This window comes from Flavobacterium sp. KH_001, assembly GCF_057840745.1.
The window spans coordinates 1207055-1222394 of the sequence record NZ_CM174520.1; the positions used below are offsets into that span (position 1 = coordinate 1207055).

The window sequence follows — 15340 nt, forward strand, 5'->3', positions numbered from 1 at the left end:
TTTAATTTTTCTTAAACACGATTAAGTCGTTTTCCTCTAAAATAGATTCAAAACCAAAGTTAAGTAAAGTGTACTTTAATCGCGAACAATCGATTAAAATTACAACAGAAGTTATAGCACTAATTTTTTCAATTTCATCTTCATATATTTCATCTGAAATTAAAACAACATCATATTGATTTGGGTGAATCGCTTCAAGATTTTCAACATAAGAAATTTTTCTTTTTCTGAGGAAATAATTGGTATTGGCAACATCTCTCTTTTCTTCATCCGTGATGTACGACTGTATTTTTCGTTGCGGTTCCTGCAATGTCAGTAAAACATCCAGTTGGCCGTAATCATTAGCCAGATGAAATATTTTGGCTTTCGCCGAAATGCGGTGATTGAGCTTAAAATAAGTTTCTAAATGATTTTCGATATTTTGTTTGACGCTTTTTACGACTTCAATTTCTTTGTAATCGTAACTGTGAAGAAGCATTTTTTTGAAATAATCCGGGCCTTCTAATTCCTGTCTGATTTTACGGAATTCAGCTTTAAAGAAGGTACTGATTAACTTGGTTCTTTCTGTATAATTTTTTCCAAACGAAAGATTTTCAAGTGTAATTCTTTCTAAGATTGAAACGGTAAGCGTCGTATCGTGAATGACAAAATCACCTTTCGGAATTGCCTCTGAAGCACCGTGAATCAAAACTGGGAGAATATCTAAATTAAATTCTTCGGCAAGATAAAAAGCTCCTTTATGGAAACGTTTAATCTGATTACTTTCTGAGCGGGTTCCCTCCGGATAAATCATCAGCGAATAGCCTTCCTTTACTTTTTGGCGTAAATGTTCAACACCGCCCTCAAGCCCTTCAGAAACCGGATAGAATCCAGCTTTTCTAACCGTAGCACCAAAAATAGGGGAGTTGTAAACCCAGTCATTTACTAAAAATATAATTTTAGGACTCAGCATTCCCATCACCAAAATATCGATGAAAGAGGAATGATTCGCAATAATAATCGCGGGCTTCTCGAAAGTTTCGTTGTATTTATTAATGACTTTTTTATGAATAAACGGATTTGAATACAATACTGATTTCATGAATTTTGAAATCACATATCGAAATCCTTTCATTTTTGTTTCGGCTTTTATCGGAAGAATTGGCATGATGATTAAACTGAAAATTGACATTACAATTCCGCCAAGTCCGTAGTAAAAAAAAGAAATTACACCATGTAAAAAAGTACGGAATACAAAAGGAGCATTTCCGTTTTTTGGGCGATTCGATAAAAATAACTTGAAGAGAATCGGATAGAAAATAAACGTAATAATCAGCGCTGCAAAAACCCCAATTAAGGAAACGGATGAAATCGATCGCAAAGCTGGATGTTTGGCAAAAATCATCGCCCCAATTCCTAAAATGGTTGTGATAACGGCCAGAATAATGGATGTTCTGTAAATGGCAATTTCGTTTTTGCCTGTTGTATATTCTTTTTGAAGCGCACTCGTCATGAAAATGCTAAAATCTACACCGTGTCCAAAAATCAAAGTACAGACAATCATGCTGAAAATATTCATCTGAATGCCAAAAATGCCCATAATTCCTGCGGTTACAATTCCGGTTAAAGCAATCGGAATACAGCTGACAATAACCAATTCAATTCTTCTGAAAAAGAAAAACAGAATCAGAATTACAGCAACAAACGAATAATTGACAAGCGAATTGAAATCGGTTTTCAAAGTGCTGAAAAACGTTTCGTTCATTTGCTGGCGATCAATCGCAATCAGATTATTTTTGACTGAAGCCGATTTTACAAAAGCATCCCGTTGTTCCGGTTTCACTTTTACCAAAGTCGAAATCGTGTAAAAACCATTTTTTTCGTTTACAAATTCTTTCAGCTGTAAAGCCTGAATTTTTAAATATTCCTGAGCAGAAATCGGTTTGAAATTAAAATCTAAATGATCGTAAAAAGTAGAATAAGTGGTTGGCTTAAAGCCGAGTTTTGAACCTTCAGCAATTAATTCTGATTTCAAAAACTGTTTTTTATTGGCATTCCAAAACGAATTCCATTTGTCTATTTTCTGCTGCTGTGCTGCCTGCGAAAGCATAATTCCGCCAACGGAACTGAAATTTAAAATTTTGTTTTGTTGTTTTTCCTTTGATAAATCAGAAAAAAGCTGGCTATTATTTCGCAAAACTTCCTCCATACTTTTTCCGTACGAAGCAACGTAAATAGTTTTAGAAGTTAAACTTGTGCTTTCTTCCAGCTCTTTTTCGGCTGCTTTAATTTCCTTCGGAACAAAATTTAATTGTGATAAATCGTTATTGAAGCCGACATTGTTATAAGTAAAAAAGCAAATAATCGTAATTAAGATACAAAAACCAATTGAGATTTTGTTGTTGTGAAAAGAGAAATGCGCCAATTTATCAATCACATTTTTCTTGTGTTCAAAATTGTTTTCTTTCGGTTTGTATAGATGAGGAACAATCAAAAGCGAGAAAAATGCCGAAGCCATAACGATTACGGCAGCGAAAATTCCAAGATCATTCAACGCATCAGATTTCACAAAAAGCAGACATAAAAACGCAACCGCAGTTGTGGAGCTGCTCATAATAACTGGCATTGTAATGTCTTTGTACAACGTTTTGATGTCACTATTATGCTTGTAATGCGTGAGAATATGAAGAGAATAGTCGATAGTAATTCCGAGTAGGATAGAACCAATTCCGAGTGAAATGGCGGAGATTTGTTCTTTGACAAAATACAAAAACGCAACGGCAAACAAAGCACCAAATACGGTTGGGAGAAAAATAATCAGCGGAATTAATATTTTTCTATAAAACAAAATCAAAATCAGCATTAGCGTAATCATTGCGATTGTTGTCGTTAAAACAATATCACTTTTAATTTGATTGGCATTGGCAACGGCAATCAAAGCCGAACCGAAATAACTAATAGATGTTTTGCCTTTAAATTGCTGATTTAAATTTTCCTGAATCGATTGGAGTTTTGTTGCGAAAATGGTGTTTTTTTCGGTTTCGCTCGACGGAAGATTGGATGTTATAAAAAGCAATAATTTTGTTTTGTCTTTGGTCATGACAAAACCATTGTCGAGCGTAAAATCGTCACCAACATTTAATTGCTGTAATTTTTTTAAAGCGATAAACGAAAGTCCAAGTGGATCCTGGAGAATAAAATCCTTCGTAACAAATCCGGATGGTGAAATGATTGATTTGTAATTTCCCTGAACCGTTGCGGCAATACTGTCTTTTTGCAGTTTAGTCTGAATCGTTTCGTAATCTTTATTATCCAGAAAAAGAGGTAAATTCCCGTAAACAAAATCAATAGTTTCCTGAATATTTTCTTCGTCAATTTTTCCTTGAATTCCGGTTACGTAAGGTTTGCAGGATTTTGCAACGCTATCTGAAAAAGCAGTTGCCATTTCTTTTAAATCTTCGTCAGAACCATTTTTTTCGAGTTTGAAAATAACGGTAATTTTATCGGCAAAATTTAATTGTTTTAAAACTTTTGCCGTGACATCAGCCTTATCGTTTGTTGGGATAAGTTTCGTGATATCTTCTTCAAATTTAATTTGAGAAGCAAAAAAGCCAAATACAAATAGCATCAAAAGCGCCAATACAACCGACAAAGATTTTCTTCGGTTGACAAACATATGAATGGCGTAGAAATAGTGATGCATAATTATTATTTATTGTTTTTTTGCCACAGATTAAGAGATTAAATTGATTTAAAATCTTTGTCAGTTCGCAACGAATTCACGAATTAGCTTAAAATAATTCGTGAATTGCTTCGCCAGTTCGCTATCGCTCGGGTCGTGGCGAAAAAAAATCCTTTTTAACCTTTTAATCCGTGGCAAAACTTTCCAGATTTTTATTCAACGCGTGTTTTGGTAAAAGCCGTTAAAAGCAAATAACTCAACAGACCAAAAAACAGCGCCGAAACGGATGCTAAAATAAGACTTCCGACGATATATTGTGTTGCATTTTTTTGAATATCATCAAGTGTAATCGAACTATCTAAAATTAAGGGAGCATCAGTAGATACAAAATAACTTCCCATTTTTAAAGAACCGTAGATGACAAAAGGAATGAAAGGCGGAAAACTCACATTTGAAGATAAGTAAGCAATGACTTTATTAAGCTTAAACAAGGCAGCAAATGTAAAAAGCAAAATAGTCTGAAAGCCCCAAAAAGGAGAAATCCCGATGAAAACGCCCAAAGCAATGGCCGCCGATTTTTTTAAATTGGAATCCTTGCTTTCTAAAATATCTTCAAGAAAGAATTTTTTAAAACCTTTTTTTTTTGCTCTTCGAAGGAAATCCCTTGGCTTGATGTATAAAAGAGCATTCGTTACCAAAACCGTATTTAAGATACTGATTCGGGTAAAATCCCGGAAGGGGCGAAAATGAGAAACACGTTCTGCCGGATCATATAAAACCTGAATCGGAATATTTTTTACTGTAATCCCTTTCCATGCTGAACGAACTATAACTTCAATTTCAAACTCAAATTTATTGGTGTAAAATTTCTTCGGAATTAAATTTAAAGGATACAGTCTAAAACCAGATTGTGTATCGTCAAGCTTTATTCCGGTCTCAAATTTGAACCAAAAATTCGAAAATTTATTTCCAAAACTGCTTTTTTTCGGCACATTTTCCTGTGTCATGTTGCGGCTTCCAATCAATAATGAATTGGGTTCATTTTGAATCTCTTCAATAAAACCTGGAATATCAGAAGCAAAATGCTGTCCATCAGAATCAATTGTAATGGCATATTCGAATTTCATTTCGATTGCTTTTCGAAATCCATTTCTTAGTGCACGCCCTTTTCCTAAATTTTTAGGATGATGAATTTGCGTAAGCTGTGAATAAGATTGTAGAATTTCGATAGTTTCATCTGTAGATCCGTCGTTAACGATAATGACATTTGATGTGAAATCTAAAACGGAATCGAGTACTTTTCGCAGCGTTTTGTAATTATTGTAAGTTGGTACAATAACACAAAAGGACGTGGAATTTAAAAGATCTTGCTGTGACAAAGTAGGTTTCATTTGGAGTTTTGCTTTCGCTTACTTAACGAATTGTTTTTCTTTTTCAGAGAAACTTTTCGATTGTAAAATAAAGTCTTTTAAGTACTCTTTCAAAGCACTATTTTGTTCAGCATAATGATCCGTAAGATATTTTTTGTCTTCTTTAATATTCTTTTTGTAACCCGTAATTCCAGGGACATTTTCCTGAATACTTAAGCGGATCAATCTCAATTCAATATTATTTGGTTCGCTTTTGATGGTTGATTCAAGCAATTTTGCACCTTCCTTAAAACGAGCAATTTTGTCATTTAATTTCTTTTCAAACTTAGAATCCAATAAAATGGAAGCTGCTTTATAAGCCACTAAAGTTTTATCGTCTGAATCCGAAACACCAGATAATTTTTCTGAGAATTCTTTAGCGTTGCTTTCTGATTTTGTAACGCCAGTATACATTTTTCTGATAGCAGCCAAGTCTGGCGTACCAGCAAAATTAACCCATAAAAGTAATGTTAATAGCAGTTTCATATCTCTAATTTTTTATAGACGTTGCTTAGTTTCAAAGCAACAGTCTCGTTAAAATAAGTGGTGTTTTTTACTTTTACCAAATTATCTTCAGTCCTTGTAATATCAAGTTCTAAGCGCAATTCCGGATTGTTTTCCGGATTAATAAGCGCCATGAATTTTACGTTGGCCAGCGTCTGAATCATTAAAGTTTCGTTCGTAATTTTCTCCGTAAGTTCTTTAATAATCTGAATCATGCAAACACCCGGCATAATTGGGTTTCCCGGAAAATGGCCTTTGAAAACTTCATGTTTTTCATTGACCAAAATCGTAATATTATATTTAGAATCGCTTGTTTTTTCTTCCGAAAGAACTTTGTAAAAATCTTTTAAAACCATTTTTTTATTTTTTTCCTCCAAAGGCATAAGAAAGTCCTAATTGAAAATTGACATTGGTATTATAACTTCCTAGTAAATAATAATCATTTCGGTCATTATAATAAGAACTATCAAATACATCTAATATTCCTTTTTTTAGTCTGGCTTCAAACGTAAGACCTGAAGGCAAACGATAAGCAATGCCACTTATAAGGGCTAAGTCATTATACATTTCTACTGTGTCTAAATTATCATTTACAAGAACATCAACCGCAGGTCCAAATTGTATTTGAATTCCAGGTCCAAATGTCAATTTATTAAGAAGCGTAAAAGATAAATAGCCCAATTGTAAATCACGAGATTTTACAATTTCGTTTTGATTATTATCATAAAAATAATAGCCAACATTATCAGACCCCTGCCTGCTATACGTTATTTCAGGCTGAAGCCCATATATTTTCGTAATATTTATTTCTCCAAATGCACCTATATAAAAATCTGTTTTATAACTGGAGCGCGTTTCTGAAATAGTTGAAAACGAAAAACCTCCTCTCAAACCTGGTTTAAAAGAAGTTTGTGCCTGCCCTTTCTGGAATCCCAAAAATGCTAGTGCAACGATTACTAAAGATCTATACTTCAAGGGTCTTACTTTACTTTAAATGTATAGCTAATACCAAACTGCAACACCTGATTTAAAATAACCTGATCATAATAATAGTCATCATAATCAATACCATCGTAACCGTAAATATCAATTAATCCTTGTTTAAATCGGGCTTCAAATGTTAATCCGTTTGGCAAGCTGTAACCAATTCCACCAACAAAAGATAAGTCTGTACCAATTGGATCATAGCCATATCTTCCAAAATTATCATCAGTTTTTATGTCAAGAGACGGGCCTGCTAATACGTGAAAACCTTGTCCTCCGAAGTTAAACTTTGCAACAGCGCCAAGCGTTACATAATTTAATTCATATTTTACATCTTGAGTGGGAGCACCCAAATAATATTCACGTCCGTTAGAGCCCTGTCTTGAATACGTTATTTCAGGTTGAAGTGTAAAATATTTATTGAACTTCATTTCAATTAAACCACCCACATAAAAATCAGATTTCATACTGTTATCGTCGATATTCGTTAAGGTTGAAAGATTCAAACCGCCACGAATTCCCGGACTAACTTTCATTTGTGCTTGTGAAGTTGCAAGGCCAATAAATAAAGCGAATGCAATTAAGGTTATTTTTTTCATTTTGGTTTAATTTAAGTTAAGGTGAATTTTACTCTGATTTAAAATAATTTAGCTCAATTCTCAATTTGATATTCTGATGTAAAATGACAACTTTTTTGGCAAAAATATCGTTTTCTAAAGTAAAAGTAATTGTTATTTTTTCTTTTGTTTTAGAAGAACGAACTAGCTTTTCTAATTTATGCTCATTTTTAGAGACGAAAAGATAATTGTCACGATTCCCGTCTGCTGATTTATAAATGTTATCCGATTCATTTTCGAATTGCTCCTGAATCAGATACTCTTTTTTAAGAAGCAGTCTAAAATCTTCTTTCAATGTATTGATCAGGATTTTTTTATCTAATTCTGATACAATAGAATTTACTTTAAAAGTCGTTTCAGAAATTTCAAAATCGAACAATTTATTGCCAAATTCGGTTGTAAAAACAACCCGATGTGTTGTATCATTTATTTTCTTGGCAATGAAAATTCCAGACATTTCATGACCGTAAACCGTGATGTTGGTTTTGTAAACATAATCGGTTTTTGGTTCAGAAAAATAAGGAACTTCTACAGCTGTTTTGTTTAATTTTTTAGGCGTATAATTTTTAGTGACCGAGCCACAAGAAACCAAAACAATTGCAAGAAAGCAATTAATTAGAAAAAAGGGAATCGTCGATTTTTGCATTGATCACTTTATTTTTAAGTACAATTCGGGTATAATCTTCAGATGATTCTAAAAGTTTTACCTGAACAACTGTTGCTTCTTCTTTATCGAAAGTCAATTCGATTTGTTTGATGTATTTTTTTAGCGTTGCATCCTTTGGAACAAATTTCGCAATATTTTGTCCTTTTGATTTGAAGTAAGAAATGGCAAATTCTTTATCGTCAAACATATTGCCACTCACACTCCCCACAATTAATTTATTGATACGGCCAAAAATTTTGCTATTGCCAATATCAACGGCGCTTTTCTTTCCTTCGTCGTTAATCAGGATTTTTCCGTTTTTAAAAACGATGCTGTAATTGTATGGTTTTTTATATTGCCATTGCAAAAGATTCGGTTCTTTAAAAATCATTTTTCCAGATGTTTCGATGTCTTTGGATAAAAAATCCATATGTTTATATTGAACGAAATCCGTACTTAAAGTTTTGATTTTTTTAGAAACCACATTGACGTCTTGCTTAAATGAAGCAATTTCTGCATCGGTCATTTTTTGTTCCTGAGCAAACAAATTGCCTGAAATAAATAGAATTAGTAGTGCTATTTTAGTTTTCATATTTTTTAAAATTTTTGCCACTCCCGATAGCTATCGGGATAAATGATTTGCACAGATTATTTAAAAAATCCGTTTTTATCCGCGTTTTCGCTTTAGCGAATCCGTTTCATCCGCGTTCAATTTTCATAAGCTTTAAGATTCAAAAGTTCTTCCACAGAAATCACTTTGTAATTGTTTTGTTGTAAAAATTGCAAAAACTGTTCCAATACTAAAACAGAGTGCAATCCCGTGTCGTGCAAAAGTACGATTCCACCGGGAGAAACTCGTTTTATTATACGATTGAAAATTAAATTTAGGTCTTTTGTACCGCCGTCAAGCGAACGGATATTCCAGCCAATCACTGTATGTCCGGTAGTTTTTAAAGCTCTGCGAATGGAGGGTGTGGTAACTCCGTAGGGAGGACGAAAGAAATTTATTTTTTTTGAAGTGAATTTTTCAAGAAGTTCATCTGTTTTCTGAATTTCTTCCGTGATTTTGTTGGCATTATAAAAATCAAAAAATTTGGAATGAGAATAAGAATGGTTTCCAACCAAATGACCTTCAGCAATAATTTTTTTGATGATTTCAGGATGTTTTTCAATGTTTTTCCCAATGCAGAAAAAAGTCGCTTTTGCATTGTATTTTTTCAGAAGATCTAAAACTTCCAAAGTAAAAACACTTGGTCCGTCATCAAAAGTAAGCGCAATTTTTTTTTCTGTTTCCGATGGATTATGACAGAACGCTTTTACATGATAGTTCGAAGAAATTCGGGCAGAGCCAAAAGCATTTATCCCGATCCAGATTAAAATTACTCCAATAAACCATAACCAATTAATCGCTGTATAAAGTTTCAGAAGAAGCAGTAAAAGCAATAAAATGAGAAAGAATAACGAAATGTTTTTATGCGTTATCATTTTGAAAGTAACGTAAAACTATGATTTTTTCCATTTACCTGATTGTATAATAAAATGGTCTTATAAGCTGGTTTTGTTACCGAATTTACTTTTATAACTTCCGGAATTTCCTGTGTTTTTATAATTTTAGATGCCATCCACAAAGCAAAAGCCGAAGCAGTATCGTATTCTCCGCTCAAATGTTTGTAATACAATTGAGGTGTTTCTTCGAAAGCATTTTTAGCCAGATTTTTATAATACACATCAGATTCGATATTTCCGTCGAGTCCAAAAACGACAGCATCAACATCTGAAATTTCTAAATCGTTGCTCTTTAAAAAAGCAATTAGTTCCGATTCAATTTCGTTTTCTTCCAGTGTATTTCTGATTTCAACATCCAGAATTTCAGCGTAAGTCGAATCTTTTCTTTCGTTTTCTAAAACAAAAAAACTCGCGCCTTCGCCATAAACAACTCCAGTTGAGGTTGTATTTAAAATGTTGGAGGGAAGATCATTTTCTTTTTTGATTCTTCCAGCCAATTTGAAAAGGGATAAAGTATATTCTCCATTTTCATCCACTCCGCCAACCAAAATCGAATTGGCTTCGTTTTCTTCAATCTGCATTTTAGCATCCAAAAGTGCCGACTCAAAAGAAACCGCTCCGTTTACATACGTAAAATTATAACCTTTACATTGCAACGACAAAGCAATTTGAGCACCAACGGTATTATGCGTCGATTGAATGAATGATGTTGGAGTTAAAAACTCTTCATTATTATCGAGAATATTTTTTAGGAATTTTTCAGAATCTTCAATGCATCCCAAACCCGTTCCGGTAATAATCGCATCTACATTTTCAACGTTAGCATCTTTCATGGCCAATGCCGAAGCTACGATTCCGTTTTTTACGCCTTTTGCCATTCTTCGAATTGCAGCGGGAGAAATGTAATCTTTGTAAACCGGAGGAACAATCGAAAGTACTGTTTCGTTTGTATTAACAACCGCTTCTTCTAAAAAAACAGTATCAAATGTTTTTTGAGTCGAAATACAGCCTACTCCATTTATATATGTTTTTTTTATCATTAGCTTTTAGAAAATATAAGGGTTGAACAATTTCCTCCAAAACCAAAAGAGTTAGATAAAACGTGTTCGATATTTTTCATTTTTAAAGAGGTCTGTGGTTGCAACTCAAATTCTTCCATCGGAACTTCGAAATTCAAATTGGGATAAACCACACTATTCTGAATCGCCAAAACACTGTAAACGGCTTCAATTGCTGCTGCAGCTGCTAATGTGTGTCCTGTGAACGGTTTGGTCGAACTGAAATCAGGAACTTTTCCATCTTCATAAATGCGGAGTAAAGCTCTACCTTCAGATAAATCATTATTGGGAGTTGCCGTTCCGTGAACGTTAATATAGTCAATTTCAGAAGGATTTAAACCCGAAACTTCAAAAGCTTTTTTCATTGCCAAATAAGCGCCGTCTCCATTTTCTGAAGAAGCAGTTTGATGAAAAGCGTCGTTTGCATTTCCGTAACCTGAAACTCTGGCCAACACTTTTTTGTCATATTTCTGAACCATTTCATCTGATTCTAAAACTAAAAAAGCAGCAGCTTCGCCCAGGTTTAATCCTTTTCGGGTATTGTCAAAAGGTTTGTTGTAATCGTCAGATAAAATCATCAAAGTCTTAAATCCGTTGATGGTAAATTTTGCCAATGCATCAGTTCCACCCACAATTACACGATCTAATTTTCCGGTTTTGATCAATCTCGCACCCAGCATAATCGCATTCGCTGCCGATGAACAGGCGGTACTAATTGTCGTAACCATTCCTTTTAAACCTAATTCTGAAGCGATTTTTTCAGCTACATCGCCACCGTCATGACAGGAAATGTATTTTACAAGTTCCGGATTTTCGAAATAATCGTAATAATGTTTTTCGGTCATATCCATTCCGCCCACGCTTGTAGCCGAAATAAGTCCGGTTCTAAATTCGTTTATCGATGTGATTCCGGCATTTTCAACTGCTTGTTTCGCCGCCAAAGTTCCGATCATTGCCGTTCTCGAAAAATTATTATTTTCAGAAAGCTGCAATTCGGCAACCAATTCTTCATTGGTTTTTTTGATCTCTCCAACTTTAATTACATCAGCATGAACAGTCGGAATATTTTGGATTTTGGAAATACCAATTTTATTTTCGATCAACGAAATATAATTTTCTTCGACTGAATTTCCAATCGAAGAGATAATTCCCATTCCGGTTATTGCGATGCCTTTCATGCAATTTTAGATTTTAGATTCTTACAACTTTGACAAAGTTGATTCTCTGATTGTAATTATTAAACACATAGGAACATAGATTTTGAAAACTTAAAAGAAGGCATTTCATTTGTTTAAAAACACATAGCTATGTGACTTGATGTAAATGAAATGTCTTTTTTAACAGCTTGCTAAGCTATGTTTCTATGTGTTAAAAATAACTTTTTAATTTATTTAGTTCTGTTCGCGCTAATGTAAGCCGCCATAGTTTCGATTGACTGGAAAATTGATTTTCCTTCTTTCGGATCCACCAATTTAATTCCGTAATCTTTATCTAAAATCACGATTAATTCAAGTGCATCAATCGAGTCTAAACCTAAACCGTCTCCAAACAAAGGATCGTTATCAGCAATGTCTTCGATTGCTATATCTTCCAAGTTTAAAGTCGTTATGATTTTATTTTTTAATTCTTCTTTTAATGCTTCCATGATGAGTTATTATATAATGTATTGATAGTCTCGTTCGTATATTTTGTGTTTTCTTCCTTGCTTATCGTGCAAAGAAACGCTTTGTAATCGTCATTAAAAAATTCTACCCAACCGCAAAGTACTACATCTGCTTTATCTGAATTTAGTAAAATATTCGAATAATTCGACATAAATTCGTTGTTGAAAACATCAAATATAAAGAAAGAATTCTCGCTTTTCAACTGATGGCGGATACTTATTTCGCCCAAACAAATATTTGGCAGCGTATAAACAAAAACCGCCGGACTCGGATAATAGTTTTCTTTGTCTGAAATGGATTCCTGATATTTTACATCGGTATCCAAACTCGAAGATTTATTGGCCAAAACCAAAGCGATATTATTTTCTTCCTCAGAAGAAGTTATCGGACTCAAAAGTAATTCGGCACCTAAAAAAGCCAATTTACTCAAAGCATCCATTTTAAAAAATTTCGGATATTGAATGTCAAAATTGCGATAGGCTTGTTTGGAGAAATCAGCAAATTCGGTTGGTTCAATTTTGAATACAGAAGTTCCGTTCAAAACAATTTCGTTGTTTTGGATGGTGAGGTAGGATTGTATGTAGGTTTTTTGAGTCATTTATTTAATTTAACACTAATTCCACTAATTAACACAAATTGATTTTGGTTTGTAAATTACACCAACTAATCTTTGAAAATTAGTTTTATAATTTAAGACTCCCAAGTATGAATAACTTCGGCAATTTTCCATTTTCCAGATTTGTTTTCAATTATAATTAAAAAACCTCTTCCACATCTTCCGCCACCGCATGAAGCGCCAGCGGTTAAAATTCCTCTTGTTTTTGTTTTATTGAATTGAATTCTTGATACCCAAATTGTTCCAACGGGAAATCGTACATTACTAATATCATTTAAATTCCAATTTTTTTCATGAGGATATTTTGATGTGTTTTGAAAATTAAACTTTTTGTTATTTTCAAAAGGCTTTAAATCAAAATTGTATTTGTCTGTTTCTTTTGAAATGTCATAAGTATATGCTGAAGTATTAATTTGTTTCTCGATCATTTCAGTTTCAAAAGAACTAATTTTCTCTACATCGGTATAAACACCAAGAAGTATTCTTGTTTTATCATTTTTGATGCTGTCTCGATAATGCCAATATTCCTTTAATTCTTTATGACGGCCTGTAGTATCTACTTTGTTTGTTTCCGAATTAAATCTTGGTGGCGGTGGCGGAGTAATAATTCTTCGATCCATATAAATAGAATCTACAATTTCTACAAAGACACTTTTCATTGCATCTTTTTCGAATCGCAGTTCGTCTACCTTCTCAATTTCCTTTTTTTTACATCCAAAAAGAGAAAGAAGAATTAGAGTTATAAATATGGATTTTAATGTTTTCATTTATTTAAGATAAATTAATTCGTTAAAATAGGGTAATTGTGTTTTTCTTTTTAAGAAATCGAAGTCACATCAATTTTACTAATATGCCATTCTCCAGATTTATTTTCTATTGTAATTGTAAAACCTTGCCCACATTTTCCTCCTCCGCAAGAAGCCCAGGCAGACAAAGTTCCAAACGTTTTGGTTTTATTAAAATAAATTCTGTGAACTTTAATAATTCCAACAGGCATTTTGCTTTTTTTGTCGTTTACGTCCCAATATATTTCATCGGGAAATTTTGAGGCATATTGAAAATCAAATTTTTTGTTGCTTTTGAAAGGCGTTAAATCAAATTTACTATCATTAATTCCGTTGCTTACTACAAAATCATGAACACCAATTAGAATTCTGTGTTTATCTTTTTTAATGCTATCTTGATCATGCCAATATTTTTTTAATATTGCTTGATATCCAACAGTATCTCTTCTACCAGTTTTAAAATCAACTGTTCTTGGAAATGGCGGAGGATCCATAGTTCTTCGATCCATATAAATTGAATCTACAATTTCGAGGAAAACGCTATTTAAAACATCTTTTTCAAAATCAGAATCGGACACTTCTTTCTTTTTGCATCCGAAAAAGGAAAGAAGAATTAGAGTTATAAATATGAATTTCGATAGTTTCATTTATTTAAGATAAAATAATCCGTGAAAATTAGTGTAATTAGTGTTTCATTTTTTCAAAAATTACAGCCGTATTACAACCTCCAAATCCAGAAGCCGTTTTCAGGAAAATTCCAATACTCGCTTCTTCATTTTTCTCAATAACATTAATCTTTTCGCTTACGCCGATTTCATCAAAACCTTTCGATTCAAAAAGCATCTTTTGATTCGCTGATTCAATTGCGATTACGGTTTCCAATAATCCTGAAGCACCCAAAGTATGGCCATAAAATCCTTTCAAACTATTGACCGGAACGTTTTGTAAATCCAAACGATTTAATGCAATTGCTTCCATTTCGTCGTTAAACGGAGTTGCGGTTCCGTGCGCTGAAATATAATCGATTTGATTGGAATTGATTTTTGCTTCTTTCATCGCATTCTGAATACTTCTGAACAAACCTTCGCCAGTTCTTGACGGACCCGAAATATGATTCGCATCGTTTATCGAACTGTCTCCAATAACTTTTATTTTAGCATTTCTGGCTTCCGCCGAAACTAAAACTGCCGCTGTTGCTTCGCCCAAACTTACGCCGGTTCTGTTTTTAGAATACGGCTTACAAGGCAAATCGCTCATCGCCTGAAAAGCATTAAAACCAGACAAAACAAATTCTGAAACTTCGTCGCCGGCCACAACAAAAATGGTATCATAAAGCTCTGATTGAATCATTCTTTTAGCAACTGAAATCGCTAAAATTCCGGAAACACAGGCATTCGAAACTACGATTGGTGTTGTTTCAAATCCGAAGAAATCGGCAACATTTTGAGCCAAAACATCTAAATGTGCGTTTTGAAAATTGACTTCAGAATGCTCTATTAAAGCCGTAACATTTCCTTTTGTAGTCGAAAGTATAAAAGCGGTTTTCGAATTTAATTCAACTCCGGAATTTTTGATCATCGGCTCTAAAGCCAAAATCATCATTTTCTCTAAACGGGAATATTTGGTGTCAGTGCTGATTTTTTTAAAAGCACTGTTTATTTTTTCATCAGCAATTACAGAAGCATAAAAGGGATTCGGCATCAGAGAAATATCCTGATGCAATTGAATTCCGGAATCGCCACGCAAAATCGCCTCGATGTTGGAGGCAACATCAAAACCTAAAGGCGTGATACAATTGGTTTCATTTATATATACTTCTCTTGTCATTTTGTGATTTTTCTTTCCTGCAAGGTTTCCAAAACCTTGTAGGTCTGTCTAGAATTTACACCT

Annotated in this window: 16 protein-coding genes; all 16 read right to left on the minus strand. The window is 33.6% G+C overall.

Features of this window, described 5'->3' with window-relative positions; genetic code table 11:
- Position 1 precedes the first annotated feature (1 nt).
- Positions 2-3682, minus strand: a complete 3681-nt coding sequence (locus AC3ITQ_RS05395; protein WP_489237128.1) for an MMPL family transporter — start codon at positions 3680-3682, stop codon at positions 2-4.
- Between the two features lie 191 nt (positions 3683-3873).
- Positions 3874-5052, minus strand: coding sequence for a DUF2062 domain-containing protein (locus AC3ITQ_RS05400; protein WP_489237129.1), 1179 nt, complete (start codon positions 5050-5052; stop codon positions 3874-3876).
- A gap of 18 nt (positions 5053-5070) precedes the next feature.
- A complete protein-coding gene (locus AC3ITQ_RS05405) occupies positions 5071-5556 on the minus strand; it encodes a hypothetical protein (RefSeq protein WP_489237130.1) in 486 nt (161 codons plus the stop codon).
- Positions 5553-5930, minus strand: coding sequence for an ApeI family dehydratase (locus AC3ITQ_RS05410; RefSeq protein ID WP_489237131.1), 378 nt, complete (start codon positions 5928-5930; stop codon positions 5553-5555). The genes AC3ITQ_RS05405 and AC3ITQ_RS05410 overlap by 4 nt, the downstream gene beginning before the upstream one ends.
- A gap of 4 nt (positions 5931-5934) precedes the next feature.
- Positions 5935-6549 carry an outer membrane beta-barrel protein gene (locus AC3ITQ_RS05415; RefSeq protein WP_489237132.1) on the minus strand — a complete coding sequence of 205 codons (615 nt, stop codon included), beginning with the start codon at positions 6547-6549 and terminating at the stop codon, positions 5935-5937.
- Positions 6550-6554: 5 nt separating this feature from the next.
- On the minus strand, positions 6555-7157 hold the full coding sequence (locus AC3ITQ_RS05420) for a porin family protein (protein WP_489237133.1): 603 nt from the start codon (positions 7155-7157) through the stop codon (positions 6555-6557).
- 28 nt (positions 7158-7185) lie between these two features.
- Positions 7186-7821: a flexirubin biosynthesis protein LolB2 gene (gene lolB2 / locus AC3ITQ_RS05425; RefSeq protein ID WP_489237134.1), complete on the minus strand. Its 636-nt coding sequence runs from the start codon at positions 7819-7821 to the stop codon at positions 7186-7188.
- Positions 7787-8413, minus strand: a complete 627-nt coding sequence (gene lolA2 / locus AC3ITQ_RS05430) for a flexirubin biosynthesis/transport protein LolA2 (RefSeq protein WP_194656361.1) — start codon at positions 8411-8413, stop codon at positions 7787-7789. The genes lolB2 and lolA2 overlap by 35 nt, the downstream gene beginning before the upstream one ends.
- Before the next feature lie 116 nt (positions 8414-8529).
- On the minus strand, positions 8530-9306 hold the full coding sequence (locus AC3ITQ_RS05435; RefSeq protein WP_489237135.1) for a polysaccharide deacetylase family protein: 777 nt from the start codon (positions 9304-9306) through the stop codon (positions 8530-8532).
- Complete coding sequence (locus tag AC3ITQ_RS05440; protein WP_489237136.1) at positions 9303-10367, minus strand: beta-ketoacyl synthase N-terminal-like domain-containing protein; 1065 nt, start codon at positions 10365-10367, stop codon at positions 9303-9305. The genes AC3ITQ_RS05435 and AC3ITQ_RS05440 overlap by 4 nt, the downstream gene beginning before the upstream one ends.
- Positions 10367-11563, minus strand: coding sequence for a beta-ketoacyl-[acyl-carrier-protein] synthase family protein (locus AC3ITQ_RS05445; RefSeq protein ID WP_489237137.1), 1197 nt, complete (start codon positions 11561-11563; stop codon positions 10367-10369). Before AC3ITQ_RS05445 ends, AC3ITQ_RS05440 begins: the two co-directional genes overlap by 1 nt.
- Positions 11564-11772: 209 nt before the next feature.
- A complete protein-coding gene (locus AC3ITQ_RS05450) occupies positions 11773-12030 on the minus strand; it encodes a phosphopantetheine-binding protein (RefSeq protein WP_026727250.1) in 258 nt (85 codons plus the stop codon).
- Complete coding sequence (locus AC3ITQ_RS05455) at positions 12018-12647, minus strand: 3-oxoacyl-ACP synthase (protein WP_489237138.1); 630 nt, start codon at positions 12645-12647, stop codon at positions 12018-12020. The genes AC3ITQ_RS05450 and AC3ITQ_RS05455 overlap by 13 nt, the downstream gene beginning before the upstream one ends.
- A gap of 92 nt (positions 12648-12739) precedes the next feature.
- Positions 12740-13432: a hypothetical protein gene (locus tag AC3ITQ_RS05460; protein ID WP_489237139.1), complete on the minus strand. Its 693-nt coding sequence runs from the start codon at positions 13430-13432 to the stop codon at positions 12740-12742.
- 50 nt (positions 13433-13482) lie between these two features.
- On the minus strand, positions 13483-14097 hold the full coding sequence (locus AC3ITQ_RS05465) for a hypothetical protein (protein WP_489237140.1): 615 nt from the start codon (positions 14095-14097) through the stop codon (positions 13483-13485).
- Between the two features lie 37 nt (positions 14098-14134).
- Positions 14135-15277, minus strand: a complete 1143-nt coding sequence (locus AC3ITQ_RS05470) for a beta-ketoacyl synthase N-terminal-like domain-containing protein (RefSeq protein ID WP_489237141.1) — start codon at positions 15275-15277, stop codon at positions 14135-14137.
- Positions 15278-15340 lie beyond the last annotated feature (63 nt).